This is a genomic window from Sphingomonas sp. URHD0057, assembly GCF_000620665.1.
Taxonomy (GTDB): Bacteria; Pseudomonadota; Alphaproteobacteria; order Sphingomonadales; family Sphingomonadaceae; genus Sphingomicrobium.
The window spans coordinates 340020-355508 of record NZ_JIAU01000006.1 but is presented as its reverse complement, the minus strand read 5'-3'; the positions used below and the strand labels follow the sequence as shown (position 1 = coordinate 355508).

The 15489-nt window shown below is 65.9% G+C and carries 16 protein-coding genes, 1 tRNA gene and 1 pseudogene; 11 read left to right on the top strand and 7 right to left on the bottom strand.

The window, feature by feature from the left end; translation table 11 throughout:
• Window positions 1–641: 641 nt before the first annotated feature.
• From N539_RS15705 to N539_RS0105710, 3 genes are all read right to left on the bottom strand, one after another.
• Entirely contained in the window at window positions 642–1949 is a 1308-nt protein-coding gene (locus N539_RS15705; protein ID WP_051531517.1) for a dicarboxylate/amino acid:cation symporter, read from the bottom strand.
• A gap of 16 nt (window positions 1950–1965) precedes the next feature.
• Window positions 1966–2042 (bottom strand) — tRNA-Arg (locus N539_RS0105715).
• Window positions 2043–2103: 61 nt separating this feature from the next.
• Window positions 2104–3906, bottom strand: a complete 1803-nt coding sequence (locus tag N539_RS0105710; protein ID WP_028969485.1) for an FAD-binding oxidoreductase — start codon at window positions 3904–3906, stop codon at window positions 2104–2106.
• A gap of 114 nt (window positions 3907–4020) precedes the next feature.
• Here N539_RS0105710 and N539_RS0105705 point away from each other — a divergent pair, with 114 nt between their 5' ends.
• Both N539_RS0105705 and N539_RS0105700 read left to right on the top strand, forming a co-directional pair.
• Window positions 4021–4767 (top strand): queuosine precursor transporter, encoded by a 747-nt coding sequence (locus tag N539_RS0105705; protein WP_028969484.1) that lies wholly within the window; start codon window positions 4021–4023, stop codon window positions 4765–4767.
• A 65-nt stretch (window positions 4768–4832) separates the two neighbouring features.
• On the top strand, window positions 4833–5042 hold the full coding sequence (locus N539_RS0105700) for a hypothetical protein (RefSeq protein WP_156029780.1): 210 nt from the start codon (window positions 4833–4835) through the stop codon (window positions 5040–5042).
• Here N539_RS0105700 and purQ read toward each other — a convergent pair.
• Together purQ and purS are read right to left on the bottom strand one after the other, a co-directional pair.
• Window positions 5039–5704: a phosphoribosylformylglycinamidine synthase subunit PurQ gene (purQ, locus tag N539_RS0105695; protein WP_028969482.1), complete on the bottom strand. Its 666-nt coding sequence runs from the start codon at window positions 5702–5704 to the stop codon at window positions 5039–5041. The two genes, N539_RS0105700 and purQ, sit on opposite strands and share 4 nt — an antisense overlap.
• 42 nt (window positions 5705–5746) lie before the next feature.
• Window positions 5747–5986 (bottom strand): phosphoribosylformylglycinamidine synthase subunit PurS, encoded by a 240-nt coding sequence (gene purS, locus N539_RS0105690; RefSeq protein WP_028969481.1) that lies wholly within the window; start codon window positions 5984–5986, stop codon window positions 5747–5749.
• Between the two features lie 34 nt (window positions 5987–6020).
• Between purS and N539_RS18415 the strand changes: the two genes are divergently transcribed.
• The 4 genes from N539_RS18415 (at window position 6021) to N539_RS0105670 (ending at window position 9797) form a co-directional block, all read left to right on the top strand.
• Window positions 6021–6278: a hypothetical protein gene (locus tag N539_RS18415; protein ID WP_156029779.1), complete on the top strand. Its 258-nt coding sequence runs from the start codon at window positions 6021–6023 to the stop codon at window positions 6276–6278.
• A gap of 134 nt (window positions 6279–6412) precedes the next feature.
• On the top strand, window positions 6413–7450 hold the full coding sequence (locus tag N539_RS0105680) for an MBL fold metallo-hydrolase (RefSeq protein ID WP_028969479.1): 1038 nt from the start codon (window positions 6413–6415) through the stop codon (window positions 7448–7450).
• A gap of 50 nt (window positions 7451–7500) precedes the next feature.
• Window positions 7501–9555 (top strand): 3-hydroxyacyl-CoA dehydrogenase NAD-binding domain-containing protein, encoded by a 2055-nt coding sequence (locus tag N539_RS0105675; RefSeq protein ID WP_028969478.1) that lies wholly within the window; start codon window positions 7501–7503, stop codon window positions 9553–9555.
• Complete coding sequence (locus N539_RS0105670; RefSeq protein WP_028969477.1) at window positions 9552–9797, top strand: hypothetical protein; 246 nt, start codon at window positions 9552–9554, stop codon at window positions 9795–9797. The genes N539_RS0105675 and N539_RS0105670 overlap by 4 nt, the downstream gene beginning before the upstream one ends.
• On the opposite strand, the gene N539_RS0105665 is transcribed toward N539_RS0105670, so the two are convergent.
• Window positions 9757–10941: an MFS transporter gene (locus tag N539_RS0105665; RefSeq protein ID WP_231462897.1), complete on the bottom strand. Its 1185-nt coding sequence runs from the start codon at window positions 10939–10941 to the stop codon at window positions 9757–9759. The genes N539_RS0105670 and N539_RS0105665 overlap by 41 nt on opposite strands.
• A gap of 128 nt (window positions 10942–11069) precedes the next feature.
• Between N539_RS0105665 and N539_RS17700 the strand changes: the two genes are divergently transcribed.
• Together N539_RS17700 and N539_RS0105655 are read left to right on the top strand one after the other, a co-directional pair.
• Complete coding sequence (locus N539_RS17700) at window positions 11070–11483, top strand: MarR family winged helix-turn-helix transcriptional regulator (RefSeq protein WP_051531486.1); 414 nt, start codon at window positions 11070–11072, stop codon at window positions 11481–11483.
• 73 nt (window positions 11484–11556) lie between these two features.
• The gene (locus N539_RS0105655) at window positions 11557–12345 is read left to right on the top strand and encodes a hypothetical protein (protein ID WP_028969475.1); all 789 of its coding nucleotides are present in this window, start codon (window positions 11557–11559) and stop codon (window positions 12343–12345) included.
• 3 nt (window positions 12346–12348) lie between these two features.
• Here the strand turns inward: N539_RS0105655 and N539_RS0105650 are convergent, their stop codons facing one another.
• Window positions 12349–12573, bottom strand: coding sequence for a hypothetical protein (locus N539_RS0105650; protein WP_028969474.1), 225 nt, complete (start codon window positions 12571–12573; stop codon window positions 12349–12351).
• Between the two features lie 122 nt (window positions 12574–12695).
• Here N539_RS0105650 and typA point away from each other — a divergent pair, with 122 nt between their 5' ends.
• The 3 genes and pseudogenes from typA to N539_RS19165 all read left to right on the top strand — a co-directional run.
• Window positions 12696–14525 carry a translational GTPase TypA gene (gene typA / locus N539_RS0105645; RefSeq protein ID WP_028969473.1) on the top strand — a complete coding sequence of 610 codons (1830 nt, stop codon included), beginning with the start codon at window positions 12696–12698 and terminating at the stop codon, window positions 14523–14525.
• A gap of 122 nt (window positions 14526–14647) precedes the next feature.
• Entirely contained in the window at window positions 14648–15259 is a 612-nt protein-coding gene (locus N539_RS0105640; RefSeq protein ID WP_028969472.1) for a hypothetical protein, read from the top strand.
• Window positions 15223–15431, top strand: a pseudogene (locus tag N539_RS19165) (translational GTPase TypA); the annotation flags it as partial. The gene N539_RS0105640 and the pseudogene N539_RS19165, both read left to right, overlap by 37 nt.
• Between the last annotated feature and the right edge of the window lie 58 nt (window positions 15432–15489).

Genomic DNA, 15489 nt, shown 5'->3' with positions numbered 1-15489 from the left:
GGCGCATCGGGGTTCTAAATGGCAGTTTTCGACCCATTCCTGCCATTAGCGACATTCGCTAGTAATGCCGCGTGTCACCAATGATCGTTCAAGAATCTCGCCTTCAAGCAATCGGACGACTAGCCCTCTGCGTTGCCTTTGTCGGGGTCTGTTTGTGGACGCTCAGCAGGCCTGCGGCGTCAAACCTTCAACCGGCCGAAGCGACGAAAGCCGTCATATTCTTGCGCGTCGGAATGGCGTTTTTTGGCCTTCTGGCATTGCGGTATCTTTGGGCCGCGTGCTTTCCTGGCACTCTCACAATTGACGCCGAAGGTATCACTCAGAACCTCGGTTGGAGGCGATTGCACTGGGCGTGGAACGACATCGACCAGACAGAGGTAATCCGAACCGCTGCGGGGCTAGTCAGCGCATGTCTGATTTATCCTCGCGTCGGTGGACGTGTCAGACTCTTTGGATGGGAAGTGCCTGCTGACGAACTGGAGCGGAAGATCGAAGAGTATCGGTCGGCGTAGAGTCTGCTCTCCATCCATTCCTGCCATAAACGCAGATCGATCGTAGGGTTTTGGCGCGCCGGGTCAGGATCGAACCCGCGACCTCAAGTTTAGAAGGCGCTCTATCCAATCGCGAACGGGCGCACGCAGCTAGCCGCGCTGGAGCTGGATGCGCTCGATCTCCTCCGCGCTCGGCTCGCCGCTGGCGAGCACCCGGCGCAATCGCACCATGTCGACGGCACCTTCCCACCGCGCGACGACGATCGTCGCCACCGCATTGCCGACGAAGTTGGTCAGCGACCGGCACTCGCTCATGAAGCGGTCGACGCCGAGGATCAGCGCCATTCCCGCGACCGGGATCGACGGCACCACCGACAGCGTCGCGGCGAGCACGATGAACCCGGAGCCGGTGACGCCCGCCGCGCCCTTCGAGCTCAGGACCGCAACCGCCATCAGCAGCAACTGGTCGCCAAGGCTCAAATGCACGTTGCACGCCTGGGCGATGAACAAAGCCGCCAGCGACATGTAGATGTTGGTGCCGTCAAGGTTGAACGAATAACCGGTCGGCACGACCAGCCCGACGATCGGCTTGGGACAGCCCGCCGCCTCCAGCTTCTCCATCAGCAGCGGCATCGCGCTTTCGGAACTGGAGGTGCCGAGCACCAGTAGCAGCTCGTCTTTGATGTAGCGGATCAGCGCGAGGATCGAGAAGCCGGCGAACCAGGCGACCGAGCCGAGGATAACCAGCACGAACAGCAGCGACGTCGCATAGAAAGTGACGATCAGCTGGGCCAGGTTGACCAGCGTCCCGATGCCATATTGGCCGATGGTGAAGGCCATCGCGCCGAACGCCCCGATCGGCGCGGCGTACATCAGGATGCGGACGATGCGGAAGACCACCGCGGTCAGCGTGCGCAGCGCGCCCAGCAGCCGCTCGCCGCGCTCGCCCATCGTCGCCAGCGCGATCCCGAACAGGATCGCGACCAGCAGGACCTGCAGGATCTCGCCGGAGGTGAAGGCGCTGACCAGGGTGTCGGGAATGATGTTGAGCACGAAGCCGGTGACGGTCGTTTCGTGCGCCTTGGTCACGTAGCTCGCGACCTTGCCGGTATCTAACGTCGCGACGTTGACGTTGAGGCCGGCGCCCGGCTGGACCAGATTGGCGACCGCCAGCCCGACCACCAGCGCCAGCGTCGACATGACGATGAAATAGGCGAACGCCTTGGCGGCGATGCGGCCGAAGGCGCGGAGGTCCCGCATCCCGGCGATGCCGGTGACGACGGTGAGGAAGATCACCGGAGTGATGATCATCTTGACGAGCTTGATGAACCCGTCGCCGAGCGGCTTCAGCGCCGCCCCGGTCGTGGGCCACAGCCAGCCGACGACCACGCCGAGCGTAATTGCGACCAGCACCTGGACGTAGAGGCTTTTCCAGATGGGGCGGCGTGCTTCAGTCATGAATCCCTCGAAAAACTGGCGCGCCCGGCAGGATTCGAACCTGCGACCTCAAGCTTAGAAGGCTCGTGCTCTATCCAGCTGAGCTACGGGCGCGCGCGGCAGCCGAAGTAGCGGCAATTGACGCGCAGCGAAACCGCGCGAACCGATTGCCGCGCTAGGCTGTCGAAGGCGTGAAGCCGTCCGGCGACCAGTGCTCGCTGCCGACCATATGATGTGCGAAGAACAGGCCCTCGGGGTCATAGCGGCGCTTGATCCGTGCCAGGCGCGCGTAGTTGCTGCCCCAGAAGGCGCGCCGCCAATTCTCTTCGAAATAATCGCTCTCCGACACATAGGATGCGGGCGCCGGCAGCAATGCCCGCAGCGGCGCCGCGGCGGCGCGCACGTGCGCCGCGTCGGACCGCCCCTCGGCTACATGCGGCTCGTGCCCCGGCACGCCGGGATAGGCGGGGCCTTCCTCAGCGCCGAGGATGGCGAGCGCGAATGCGTCGAGCACTGCCGGGTTCGTCGCCGTATCGCGGGCGGCGGCGATGACCGCGGGAATTGCGCCGGCCAGCCCCTTGTTGAGGTGAAGGCTGACTTTCCACAGCGCGGCGGATTGCGCGAGAGCCGAAACCAGGCGCGCGCGAGTTCCATCTTGGAGCAGTGCGGCGGGCAGCCACATCGAGGCACAGCCGTGGATGAACTGCGCCGCCTGGCCGGCGTCACCCGCCCAATAGACGTTGCCCGGCGCGCTGCCGGGCCGACTATCGGCCGCGATCGTCCCGGGGATGGTGCGCAGGAATTCGGGGTCCCAGGTTTTGCGCATTGGCGCTGACACGATGGTGACCTCGCCGAGCGACAAAGCGGAGCCGCGCGACCGGACCGCGCTGAAGAATTCGTTCCACATCGCGGCCGCCTCGGCCTGGCGGATGCCTTGGAACTCGGTTCTGATCTGCATGACATTGCGCGGCCGGAAAATGATCTGCTCGCCCCAGTGCGGGGTCAGCAGCCGGCGGCGGCAGAAGTCCATCGCCAGGTCGATTAGCGCGGCGAACGCCTCGGGGTCCCTGGCTCTGATGTCGGCGTTGACGACGCCCGCTTCGGCCGGCAGCGGATGCGTGCGCAGCGTCAGGCGCGTGAGCACTCCGAAACTGCTCCCGCCGCCGCCTTTCAAGGCCCACAACAGGTCGGGCTCGCGGCATCGGTTGACGATTCGGACGCGACCATCGGCGGTGACGACTTCAGCCTCGATCAGGCTCGCCGCGGCCGATCCGAAGCCTTTGGAATAGGTGCCGAACCCGCCGCTCGAGACCAGTCCGGCGACCCCGACCGTCGAGCAGCCGCCGCCCTGGACATAGCGTCCGCCTCGGGTCGTAACGGCGGTATAGGCCTCCTGCCAGATGAGCCCGGCGCCGAGGCTGACGGCGGGTCCTTCCGAGTGCGTGCAGCCGCTTGGCGTGAAGGCGTCGTGGAGCTCGATGCCGGTCAGATTGCGAGTCCAGACAAGCAGCGAATCCGCCGCATTCGACGTGCCGTGATAGCTGTGGCCTGCCCCCTTCACCGCCAAGCGCAGGTTGTGCCGCTTGGCGAAGCGGACGGCGGCGGCGACGTCGGCGGCGCTTCGTGCGGCGACCGCGTAGGCGCTCGGTTGCGACACCCAGGCATCGACCCAGCCAAGCGACTGGGTCAGCGCCGGATGGTCGCGAATCAAGTATGGGTTGGCGATCTCCTTGAACACAGCGTCGCAGCTCGGGCCGCCGGCGGGCGCGCATTCCTTCAGCGGCGAGATGGGGCGGATCAGCCGATCGGCGACGTCGGCATTGAGCCGCGCCCACTCCGCCTGGCTCGGCCAGCCGGGCATCCCCGGACGAACGCGCCGCCATGCGAGGGACGGTCGAGCGAGCAGCTGCGGATCGGCGCCCGGCAGCGCCAAGGCGCCTGCCGCAAGCGCGCCCTTGATCACCGAGCGACGGTCCATGCCTCCCCCTTGAGCGGGGCCAGTTAGCACGAACAATGACGCCGCGCATCGACGCGACGCAGGCGCCGGAGGTCCCGATTGACGCGCGGCGGAACCGCGCTACGCCCTTCCCCCATGAAAGCCGAAGGGGAGGGCCTGCGCCACGTCGAGGCGCGCTCGATGCATGGCGCGCGGTTCCGCTATTTCGACTTCGTCATGGTCGCGTTCGTAGTGGTGCTGCTGCTGTCGAACGTCGTCGGGGCGGAGAAACGATCGTTCGTGAACTTGCCCGGCATCGGCCCATGGCCGTTCGGCGCGGGTATCCTGTTCTTCCCGATCGCCTACATCATCGACGATGTAATGACCGAGGTTTACGGCTTCGCCCGCGCGCGACGGGCGATCTGGGCCGGCTTTGGCGCATTGCTGTTCCTGGCGGTCATGGAATGGACCGTGGTTCGGCTGCCGGTCGCGGAAGGGTGGACCGGGCAGGCCGCCTACGAGCGGGTGTTCGGCTCCGGCTGGCGGATCATCCTGGCGTCGATGACCGCGTTCTTCGTCGGCGACTTCCTCAACTCGGTCGTGCTCGCCAAGATGAAGATCTGGACCGACGGCAAGTACCTATGGACCCGGACCATCGGCAGCACGGTCATCGGCGAAGGCGCGGACAGCCTGATCTTCTATCCGCTGGCATTCTACGGAATGGCGGATTGGCCGGTCGCGACGCTCGGCGCCGTGATGCTTTTCCAATTCATCCTGAAGGTCGGCTGGGAAGTGGTGCTGACGCCCGTCACGTACGCGGTGGTTGGCTTCCTCAAGCGGCGCGAAGGCGTCGATGTCTATGACCTCGGCACCGATTTCACGCCGTTTACCGTGGATACCTGAACAATCGTTCACCAGCCGTTCAATGGGCCAGGCCGAGACAGCCGGGCGACCAGGGGGTCGATGCCATGAGAGCAATGCGGATTGCCATTGCCGTTGCGATGCTGGGGTGCGCCGGGGCCGCTCAGGCGACAACGGTCATCATCTTCGTCGAACCGATGACGCTCGAGAAATATACCCGCGTGTTCGATACGCCCGGTCCCGACCGCGTGCTGATGTGCATGGCGCCGCCGGCGACGAGCGGCTGCACCGAGCTGCCGATCAAGCACCGCCATTAAGCGACGGTTTCGAGCAATCCTTCGAACAGCCGGCGGCCGTCGATTCTGCCATGCGCCGCTTCTACCATTCTCTCAGGGTGCGGCATCAGCCCGAGCACGTTGCCGGCGTCGTTGAGGATGCCGGCGATATCGCGCGCCGAGCCGTTGACCGGCTCGCCATAACGGAACGCCACCCGGCCTTCGCCCTCGAGCCGATCCAGTGTCGCTTCGTCCGCCTGGTAATTGCCGTCGTGGTGGGCGACCGGGAAAACCACTTCCTCGCCGGAATCATAGGCGGCCGTGAACAGGCTCTGGCTGTTCTCCACCTTCAGCCGCACCGGGCGGCAGACGAAGCTCAATCCCGCATTGCGCATCAGCGCGCCGGGCAGGAGCCCGGTCTCGGTGAGCACCTGGAAGCCGTTGCAGATGCCGATGACCGGAACGCCTCGCGCCGCCGCTTGCCTGACCGCGGCCATGATCGGCGACCGCGCCGCCATCGCCCCCGAACGGAGGTAATCCCCGTAGGAAAAGCCGCCGGGCAAGGCGATGAAATCGGTGCCGTCGGGAAGCTCGGTGTCGCGGTGCCAGACCATCGCCGGCTTGCGTCCCGTGACCAGCTCCAGCGCAACCGCCACGTCGCGGTCGCAATTGGATCCGGGGAAGACGATAACCGCGCTTTTCATATTCCGGGCCTTACCCGCGAAATATGCGGGAATCGTGGCACGTCAGGCGTCCTGCAGGCGCTCGATGCGAAAATTCTCGATCACAATGTTGGCGAGCAGCTTGCGGCACATCTCCTCGATGTCGCCGTCGCTGGTGCCGTCGGCGAGGTCGAGCTCGATCAGCTTACCCGCGCGGACGTCGTTGACGCCGCTAAAGCCGAGGCCTTCGAGGGCGTGATGGATGGCCTTGCCCTGGGGGTCGAGGACCCCGGGCTTGAGGGTGATGAACACGCGCGCCTTCATGAATCCGCCTGTCTCATTGGAGGGTACCGCCCCTATGGCCAGCCTCCCGAACCGGGGCAAGCTTTACCCTTTGTTTAGCCTGATCCGGGCATTTTCGTACCGCGGCGACCCGATTGCCGCTTGTGGGGAGGTTCGCATGGTCGGCGGAATTTCGATCGCCATGTTCATCGCGCTGGTCGGCTGGGGTTCGCGATACTTCGGCTGGAGCGATCCGGACGGCAAAGTCCAGCTGGCCTTGGTCACCAGCTTCATTCTCGGCGTGATCGGCGGCTTCAAGGCCAGGGGCAGCTAAGCCGCCGACGGCGGACTTCGAGCGCTCAGGAGAAATTGAGCTTTTCTTGACTGCCCCGGGCGTCAACCCCGCGGCATCCTCCACGGCGGTGGGAGGAAGTCATGAAAATCGAATGTATTTTGCTGTCGTGTGCAATGGCCGTGTCGGTGCCGGCGATTGCCCAACCAGCACCGGTTGAGATCGCCCGGACCGAGCTCGCGCCCGGCATCTACCAATTCACCGTCGCCAGCGACGGCTATGTCGAGCAGCTCAACTCGGTCGCGATCGTCACCGACCGCGACGTGCTCGTGTTCGACACAACCACGCGTCCCTCGACCGCGCGGACGATCCTTGAGGAGATCCGGAAGATCACGCCGAAGCCGGTGCGCTTCGTCGCCAACTCGCACTGGCACCCCGACCATTGGTCCGGAAACGAGGTGTTCGCCGCCGCTGATCCCGACCTCGAGATCATCGCCACCGAGAAAGAGCGCGACTTCATGCTCAACTTCAGCGCTTTCTACCCGAGCTACATCCCGAAAGGCCTGGCCGCCCAGGAAAAATCGGTCGCGGAGCAGTTCGCGACCAATAAGCGCGCCGACGGCTCGCCGCTGACTCCCGAACTGAAGCGGCAAATCGAACGGGAGATGCAGCAGATCCGCGACATGGCGGCCGAGCAGCTGAAGGTTAAGCGCATTTACCCGACGCTGACCTACACCGATCAGCTGGTGCTCCGGCACGGTGGCCGCGAGTTCCGGTTCATGAGCGTGACGGGCGACGCCGCGGCAACCACCGTGCTCTATCTGCCGAAGGAGAAGATCCTCATCACCGGCGACACCGTCAGCTACCCGCTTCCCTATTTCACTCCGCCGCTGTCGGAGCACGCCAAGTCCATCCGCCAGCTCGCGGCGCTGGACGCGACGACGATTGTTCCCGGTCACGGGCCAGCGTTCCACGACAAGTCCTACATGCTGATGGAAGCCGAGCTGTTCGAGGAGGTGGTCCGCCAAACTCAGGCCGCGCTTCGCGGCGGCGCGGTGACGATCGACGACGTTCAGGCGAAGGTCGAATTGTCGAAATTCCGCGATCGCTTCAGCAAGGGCGATCCCGACCTCGCCGGGCAGTTCGACACCGCCAAACTGTCGATGGTCCGCAAAGCCTACATCGAGCTTCGCGACGGCAAGGAGATCCGCTGAACCGCGCATTTCAATTGACGACATGCCTGCGTCGATGAAGGGAAGAGGGCATGACCAGCCCGATCTCGACCCGGCGGCACGGCGACGTGCTGATCATCCTTTCCAACAATCCGCCGGTGAATGCGCTGTCGACCTCGGTGCGCCAGGGGCTGGTCGACGCCATTGCCGAGGCCGAGGGTGACGATGCCGTCAAGGCGGTGGTCATCGCCTGCGAGGGCCAGACCTTCTTTGCCGGCGCCGACATCACCGAGTTCGGCAAGCCGCCGCAGCAGCCGTGGCTGCCGGTCGTCGTCGACACGATCGAGAATTGCTCCAAGCCGGTGGTCGCCGCGATCCACGGCACCGCGCTCGGCGGCGGGCTCGAGGTCGCGCTCGGCTGCCATTATCGAGTCGCCGACAAGTCCGCGAAGCTGGGGACGCCCGAGGTCAAGCTGGGTCTGCTGCCTGGCGCGGGTGGGACTCAGCGCCTGCCGCGCGTCGCGGGCGTTCGCAAGGCGCTCGAAATGTGCGCCACCGGCAACCCGATCGGCGCCAAGGACGCGTTCGATTGCGGCCTGGTCGACCGCCTCGTCGAGGGCGAGCTCATCCCACATGCGGTCGCTTATGCCGAGGAGGTGCGCGACATCCGGCCGCTCGCGAAGTCGTCCGAGCGGCAGGACCGGATGGCCGACAGCGCGCCCGGCATCTTCGACGAGTTCCGCACTGCCAATGCGAAGAAGTTCCGCGGCTTCGAGGCGCCGCTCAAGAACATCGAAGCGGTCGAGGTCGCGACGCAGAAACCGTTCGCCGAAGGCGTGATCGAAGAGCGCAAATTGTTCATGGAGCTGATGAGCGGCGAGCAATCCGCCGCCCAACGCTACTTCTTCTTCGCCGAGCGCAAAGCCTCGAAGATCGAAGGCCTGCCCGAGAACACCGAGCCGCGGCCGATCCACAAGGTCGGGGTGATCGGCGCGGGGACGATGGGCGGCGGCATCGCCATGAACTTCCTCTCCGCCGGCATTCCCGTGACGATCGTCGAGATGGGACCGGAGGCGCTCGACCGCGGCGCTGGCGTCATGCGCAAGAATTATGAAGCAAGCGCGGCCAGGGGGAAGCTGACCGCCGAGCAGGTCGAGCGGGCCATGGGCCAACTCAGCCCGACGCTCGACTTCGCCGCGCTCGCCGACTGCGACCTCGTCATCGAAGCGGTCTATGAGAACATGGACGTCAAGAAGGACGTGTTCGCCAGGCTCGACAAGATCGCCAAGCCCGGCGCGATCCTCGCCTCCAACACCTCCTACCTCGATGTCGATGAGATCGCGGCGAGCATCTCGCGGCCCGCCGACGTCCTCGGCATGCATTTCTTCTCGCCGGCCAACATCATGAAGCTGCTGGAGATCGTTCGCGGCGCGAAGACCGCGCCCGACGTGCTGCTGACGGCGATGGGCATCGCCAAGAAGATCCGCAAAGTCGCGGTGGTCGCCGGCGTCTGTCACGGCTTCATCGGCAACCGCATGCTGATGCCGCGCCAGATCGAGGCGACCAAGCTGCTGCTCGAAGGTGCGACGCCCGAGCAGATCGACCGCGTCCATGTCGAGTTCGGGATGCCGATGGGGCCGTTCCAGATGGCCGACCTCGCCGGCGTCGACATCGGCTGGCACCGCGACCCGACCCGCGTCGAGACCATTCGCGATCAGCTGTGCGCGATGGAACGGTGGGGCCAGAAGAAGGGCGCCGGCTTCTACGATTATGACGAGAAGCGGCGCCCGAGCCCATCGCCCGTCGTCCAACAGGTGATCGAGGACTTTGCGAGCAAGCAAAGCGTCCAGCGGCGCGAGATCAGCGACCAGGAGATCGTCGAGCGCACGCTTTACACCATGGTCAACGAGGGCGCGAAAATCCTCGAGGAAGGCATCGCCCAGCGCGCCTCCGATATCGATGTGGTGTGGGTCTACGGCTACGGCTGGCCGGTCTACCGCGGCGGGCCGATGTATTGGGCCGACAGCGTCGGTCTCGCAAAGATCGTCGAAGGCCTCAAGGGGCAGGAGGAGCGGATGAAGCCCGCCTTCAGCTTTTCCCAACTGCTGCTCGACAAGGCCGCCAAGGGCGAGAGCTTCACCCGGTGAACCGCTGGCTCGCACTGGCCCTGGCGATCATCGCCGGCGGCGTGGCGGCCTTTGCGGCCGCGATCGCCTTCGTCGGCACGGTCTATGGCTTCCTGTGGATCTACGTTTACGGCGACAATCCGTGGCCGGCGTGGGTCGAGCCGGTGATGTCCGTGCTCCTGTTTGTCTTTGCCTTCGGAGTCGGGATTGGCGTCGGCTGGATCATCTGGAAGCGCTTGACGGCTCCTCCGGCAGCAGGCTGAGCATCGCCAGCGCCATGGCGGCGACGCCGGCGCTGGTGGCGAAGGTCGCCGCGCTTCCTTCGCGGTCCCACAGCAAGCCGGCGCCGAGGCTGGCGAGCAATCCCGCGATCCCGGTCACGAACCAGAAGGCGCCGAAGCTGGTCGCGCGCAGTTCGGGCGGAGCGCTGTCGGCGATCATTCGCGAAAAAATGCCCTGGGTAAGCGCCATGTGCGCGCCCCACAATCCAACCCCCGCGAACACCCACGCCAGGCCGCTGCCGTAGGCGAGGATGAGGTCCCCGGCGACGAGCACCGCCATGCCCGCCATCAGTATAGCGCGCGGGCTCATCCGGTCGCTGAGGATGCCGGCCGGGTAGGCGAGCACGACATAGGCGAGGTTGAACAGCGCGAGCGTCAGCGGCGACCAGGCTTCCGACAGGCCCGCCTCGATACCCTTGAGGATGAGGAAGGCTTCGGAGAAACGGGCGAGGCCGAACAGGAAGCCGACCGCAAGCAGCCGCTTGGTCTCGCGGTGGAGCTCGCGAAAGCCGGTGAACAGCGGTGAGCGCTTGAGCGGCGCGAACGACTGCTCGGGTTCGCGCAGCGCCAGCCAGGCGAGCAGGAACGATGCCGCGGCGGGAATGATCGCAATCCAGAAGACTAGGCGGATGTCGCTCGCGAACCATGCCATCAGGGCGATCGCCGCGATCGGCGCCAGCAACGCCCCGACGGTGTCCATCGCCTGGCGCAGCCCGAAGGCGCGGCCGCGGATTTCGGCCGGGGTCTCGTCGGCGATCATGGCGTCGCGCGGGCTGCCGCGAATGCCTTTGCCGATCCGGTCGGCGAACCGGGCCAGCATCACGGTCGCTCCGCTCGTCGCCAGCGCGAACAGCGGCTTGGACAATGCCGCCAGGCCGTAGCCCGCGATCACCCACGGCTTTCGCCTCCGGCTCCGGTCGGACAAGCGCCCCGAGCCGAGCTTGGCGAAATTGGCGGTCGCCTCGGCGACGCCGTCGATCGCGCCGAGCGCGGTCGCCGGAAGCCCAAGGACGATCGTTACGAACGCCGGCAGCAGCGCATGATAGATCTCGCTCGACAGGTCCATCAGCATGCTGACGAAGCCGAGGATCCACACATTGCGAGGGAGCGGCGGGCGATCTTCCATGGTCATTGCGAGCGTAGCGAAGCAATCCAGCCCGCTGCAACTGGATTGCTTCGTCGCGTTCGCTCCTCGCAATGACGGATGCACCGATGCAATGTTGCGCGCGCGCAAAATATTGATACGCTGCAAATATGTTTGGAGGATCGACACCGGCCGCGCTTGCGGCACGCTTCGCAAAACTGGTCGAACAGATGGGCGGGGACATGGCGGCCGCCAAGGCCCTGGGCCAGCAGCGTGCGTTGCTGATGGCCGTCGGCGAGCTCGAGCCGGCGACGCTCAACGAGATTTCGGCGCGGGTGAAGCGGGGGGCTCCGGCGGCGAGCCGCTCGATCGACGCCTTGGTCCGCGCCGGCCTGGTCGATCGCCAGCCCGACCCGCAGAATCGCCGCCGCCTGGCGCTCAGGCTCACCGACATGGGCCGCCAGCATCTCAACCGTCCGCCGGCTTCGGACGCCTCGTTAGAAGGGCGGATGGGCAAGCTCGCGCACAGCGAGCTGCGGGCCCTCGAACGCGGCTTCGAAATTCTCGAGCGGCTGCCGCGCTAGAGGCAAATACAGTCCCTTCGGTCGTTCATCGATTGGCGCTCGACCCGGCCATTTCTGGTGCTACACTTGTAGCATGTATCGCCATCCACTGCTCCTCAGCAGACGAACCGTTCTTGCCCTGATCGGTGGGACAGCTGCGGCTGTCGCCGTGCCGCTCGCTGCGGCCAAGCTCCTGACTCTCGATGAAGTGGTCCGCCGCAACACCCGCGCCCGCGGCGGCGCTGCCGCGCTCGACCGGATGCACTCGCTGCTGATGGATGTCGAAATCGACGAGGCCGGGCAGAAGCTCGACGGACGCTATGCCGCCAACACCGCCGGCCTGGTCAAGGTCGACATTTACGTCGGCGACAAGTTTGCCGGGGCGGAGGGCATCGATTCCGCCGGCGTCTGGACGTGGGGAAAGAACGGCCCCGAACCCAGCGTCGCCGCCGGCGCGGCCAACGCCCTGCAACATGGGGCGGAGGACAAGCTTTACGGCTGGCATCGCTTTGCGCAGCGCGGCCACACGCTGACCATGATGCCGCCGGAAACGATCGACGGCACCACCTACCAGCTGGTCCAGGTCCGCTACTCAACGGGGCACGTCAGCAACTTCTACGTCGATCCGAAAACCTGGCAGGCGGTCCGCCGGCGCGACGAACGGGCGTTCCATCCCGACGTCGATCAGACACAGCAGAAGGTCGAGACGCGCTATTCGGATTTCCGCTCGGTCGCTGGCGTGATCGCACCGCACCGCGACACCGATTACGATCTCGCCACCGGCAAGGTGTTGGCGCGCCATCCGGTGCTCCAGCGCCAGGTCAATCCGACACTGGCGCCCGATTATTTCGACCGCAACCGGCGCGCCCCCGCGACCTGGTAGGCGTTACCCGTGGCCGTGGCGGCGCCGGGTTTCCCAGCCTTTCTTGGCGGCGGCGCTGCGGCTCGACGAGCGGCCGTGGCCGGCGTTCTTGCCGCCCTTGTCCTGCTTGTTGACGGTGGCCCACGCGCGGCTCTCGGCTTCCTTTTTGGAAACGCCGCGCTTCTCGTAGCTTTTCTCGATATGCTCAGCCTTGCGATCCTGCTTTCCGGTATATGCACCGCGGGGCATGTTCGATCTCCTTGATTTCACCTGCCGCCTAAACGCTCAGGACCCCCGGCCGTTGCGATGCTGCATTGCAACATGACACCTTTTGCACTACATCGTGCGCTCACTTTTTCTCGGAAATATTCATGAATCTTCGCAACGTCGCGATCATCGCGCACGTCGATCACGGCAAGACCACGCTGGTCGACCAGCTGTTCCGCCAGTCGGGCACCTTCCGCGACAACCAGCGCGTCGAGGAGCGCGCGATGGACTCCAACGACCTCGAGAAGGAGCGCGGGATCACCATCCTCGCCAAGTGCACCTCGGTCGAGTGGGAGCATGACGGCCAGACGACGCGCATCAACATCGTCGACACCCCCGGCCACGCCGATTTCGGCGCCGAGGTCGAGCGCATCCTCAGCATGGTCGACGGCGTCATCCTGCTTGTCGACGCTGCCGAAGGCCCGATGCCGCAGACCAAGTTCGTCACCGGCAAGGCGCTCGCGCTTGGTCTCAAGCCGATCGTCGTCGTCAACAAGATCGACCGCCCCGACGCGCGCCCCGCCGAAGTCCTCGACGAGGTATTCGAGCTGTTCCTGAACCTCGACGCCAATGACGAGCAGCTCGATTTCCCGACGCTCTATGCCAGCGGCCGCGCCGGGTACGCCGGGCTCACCGACGACATCCGCGAGGGCGACCTCACTCCGTTGTTCGAGACCATCGTCAGCCATGTCCCGCGCCCGCGCGTCGACGCCGGCCCGTTCCGCATGCTCGCCACTTTGCTCGACCGCGACCCGTTCCTCGGCCGCATCCTCACCGGCCGCATCGAAAGCGGCCGCCTCGACGTCAACATGCCGATCAAGGCGCTCGACGTGAACGCCAAGGTCGTCGAGGAAGGCCGCGCCACCAAGGTGTTCGCCTTCCGCGGGCTCGAGCGGGTGCCAGTCGAAAGCGCCGAGGCGGGCGACATCGTCGCCATCGCCGGGCTGATGAACGCCACCGTCTCCAACACCATCGCCGATCTCGCGGTCGCGGCGCCGCTCCACGCGCGGCCGATCGACCCGCCGACCCTGGCGATGAGCTTCGCCGTCAACGACAGCCCCTATGCCGGGCGCGACGGCGACAAGGTCCAGAGCCGCGTCATCCGCGACCGCCTCGAGCGCGAGGCCGAGGGCAATGTCGCGATCCGCGTCACCATGGCCTCCGACAACGACAGCTTCGAGGTCGCCGGCCGCGGCGAGCTCCAGCTCGGAGTGGTCATCGAGACGCTGCGCCGCGAAGGTTTCGAGCTGTCGATCAGCCGCCCCCGAGTCCTCTTCCGCGACGGCCCCAACGGCCGCGAGGAGCCGTACGAGACCGTCGTCGTCGACGTCGATGACGAGTTCAGCGGCACCGTCATCGACAAGATGGCGCTGCGCAAGGCGGAGATGACCGACATGCGCCCGTCGGGCGGCGGCAAGACCCGCCTGACGTTCAGCGCGCCCAGCCGCGGCCTCATCGGCTACCACGGCGAGTTCCTCTCGGACACGCGCGGCACCGGCATCATGAACCGCCTGTTCGAGCGCTACGGCCCCTACAAGGGCCCGATCCAGGGCCGCCAGAACGGTGTCCTCATCTCGATGGAGAAGGGCCCCGCGGTCGCCTATGCGCTAAGCGCGCTGGAGGAGCGCGGAGTGCTGTTCATCTCCCCCGGCGAGCTGCTCTACGAGGGCATGGTGATCGGCGAGAACGCCAAGCCGCAGGACCTCGAGGTCAACCCGCTCAAGTCCAAGCAACTGACCAACTTCCGCGCCTCCGGCCCCAAGGACGAAGGCATCCGCCTCACCCCCCCGCGCCGCATGAGCCTCGAGCAGGCGATCGCCTACATCCAGGACGACGAGCTGGTCGAAGTGACGCCCAAGGTAATCCGCATCCGCAAGCGCCACCTCGACCCGCATGAGCGGAAGCGGGCGAGCCGCAAGCTCGAAGCGGCGTAACTTGTTCCCCGCCGAAGGCCGGGGCCCAGGCCGCCGCCGGCGGTGAAACCTTGACCCACCCCGCAACCCGCGCTTCACTTCGCGTCAGGGAAAGGGGCGAGTATGCGTTCGCACAGCGTAGCGTGACCAAGGAAGAGCGCGCCGCGCGCAAGGACTTCCGTGCGGCATTCCCCAAGGCGCTCACGGCTGCCGCCAAGCCGACCCGCTTCGTGACCGCCAAGAACTGCCTCTACGACGATCGCGACGGCTGGTTCGTCGCGGTCGGCGTCCTCCTCGACCCCAGCCGGACGCGCACGCGCCTGGTTGCGCACGTCAGGCCGATGGCCGTCGACCCGATCTTCTGGGATGCGCTGGGCCTGGGCGAGGAGTGGCGGCGTCCGCTGTGGAGACGCCATCTCGGCCTCGCCCTGCGCGATCCGCCCTTCGCCGATGTCGATATCGACGACGCCAATGATGCGGGGGCAGCCGCCGCGCGCATCCTGAAGCAGGCGGAGCAGTGGGCCGCCGCGACGGCAAGCCTGCCGCTTGGCGACTATCTCGAGCGCTGCCGCGCCGCCGAGAAGCGCCCGTTTCAGTATTTCGCCGCTGTCGCGACGACGCTCATCGCCTTGGGCCGTAAGGAACAGGCGCTCGACCTATGCCGCGCCGCGACCGCCGCCGGCAGCAACGGCGGCTACCGCCAGAACGGGCGAAATTTTACCGAGCAGCTGGCCGAGCTGATCGAGCGAAGGTGAGCTTCGCCTGCGCACGAACGCCGCGCCGCCAAATGAGCCTCGAGCAGGCGATCGCCTACATCCAAGGACGACGAGCTGGTCGAACGTGACGCCCAAGGTCATCCGGATACGGAAGCACCACCTCGACCCGCACGAGCGGAAGCGTCAAAACCGGAGGGCCGAGGCAGCCTAGGCCCTTGGTTCGTGAATGTCCGGTATCGACCCAAAGCATACACTGGCGACAGAGCGAT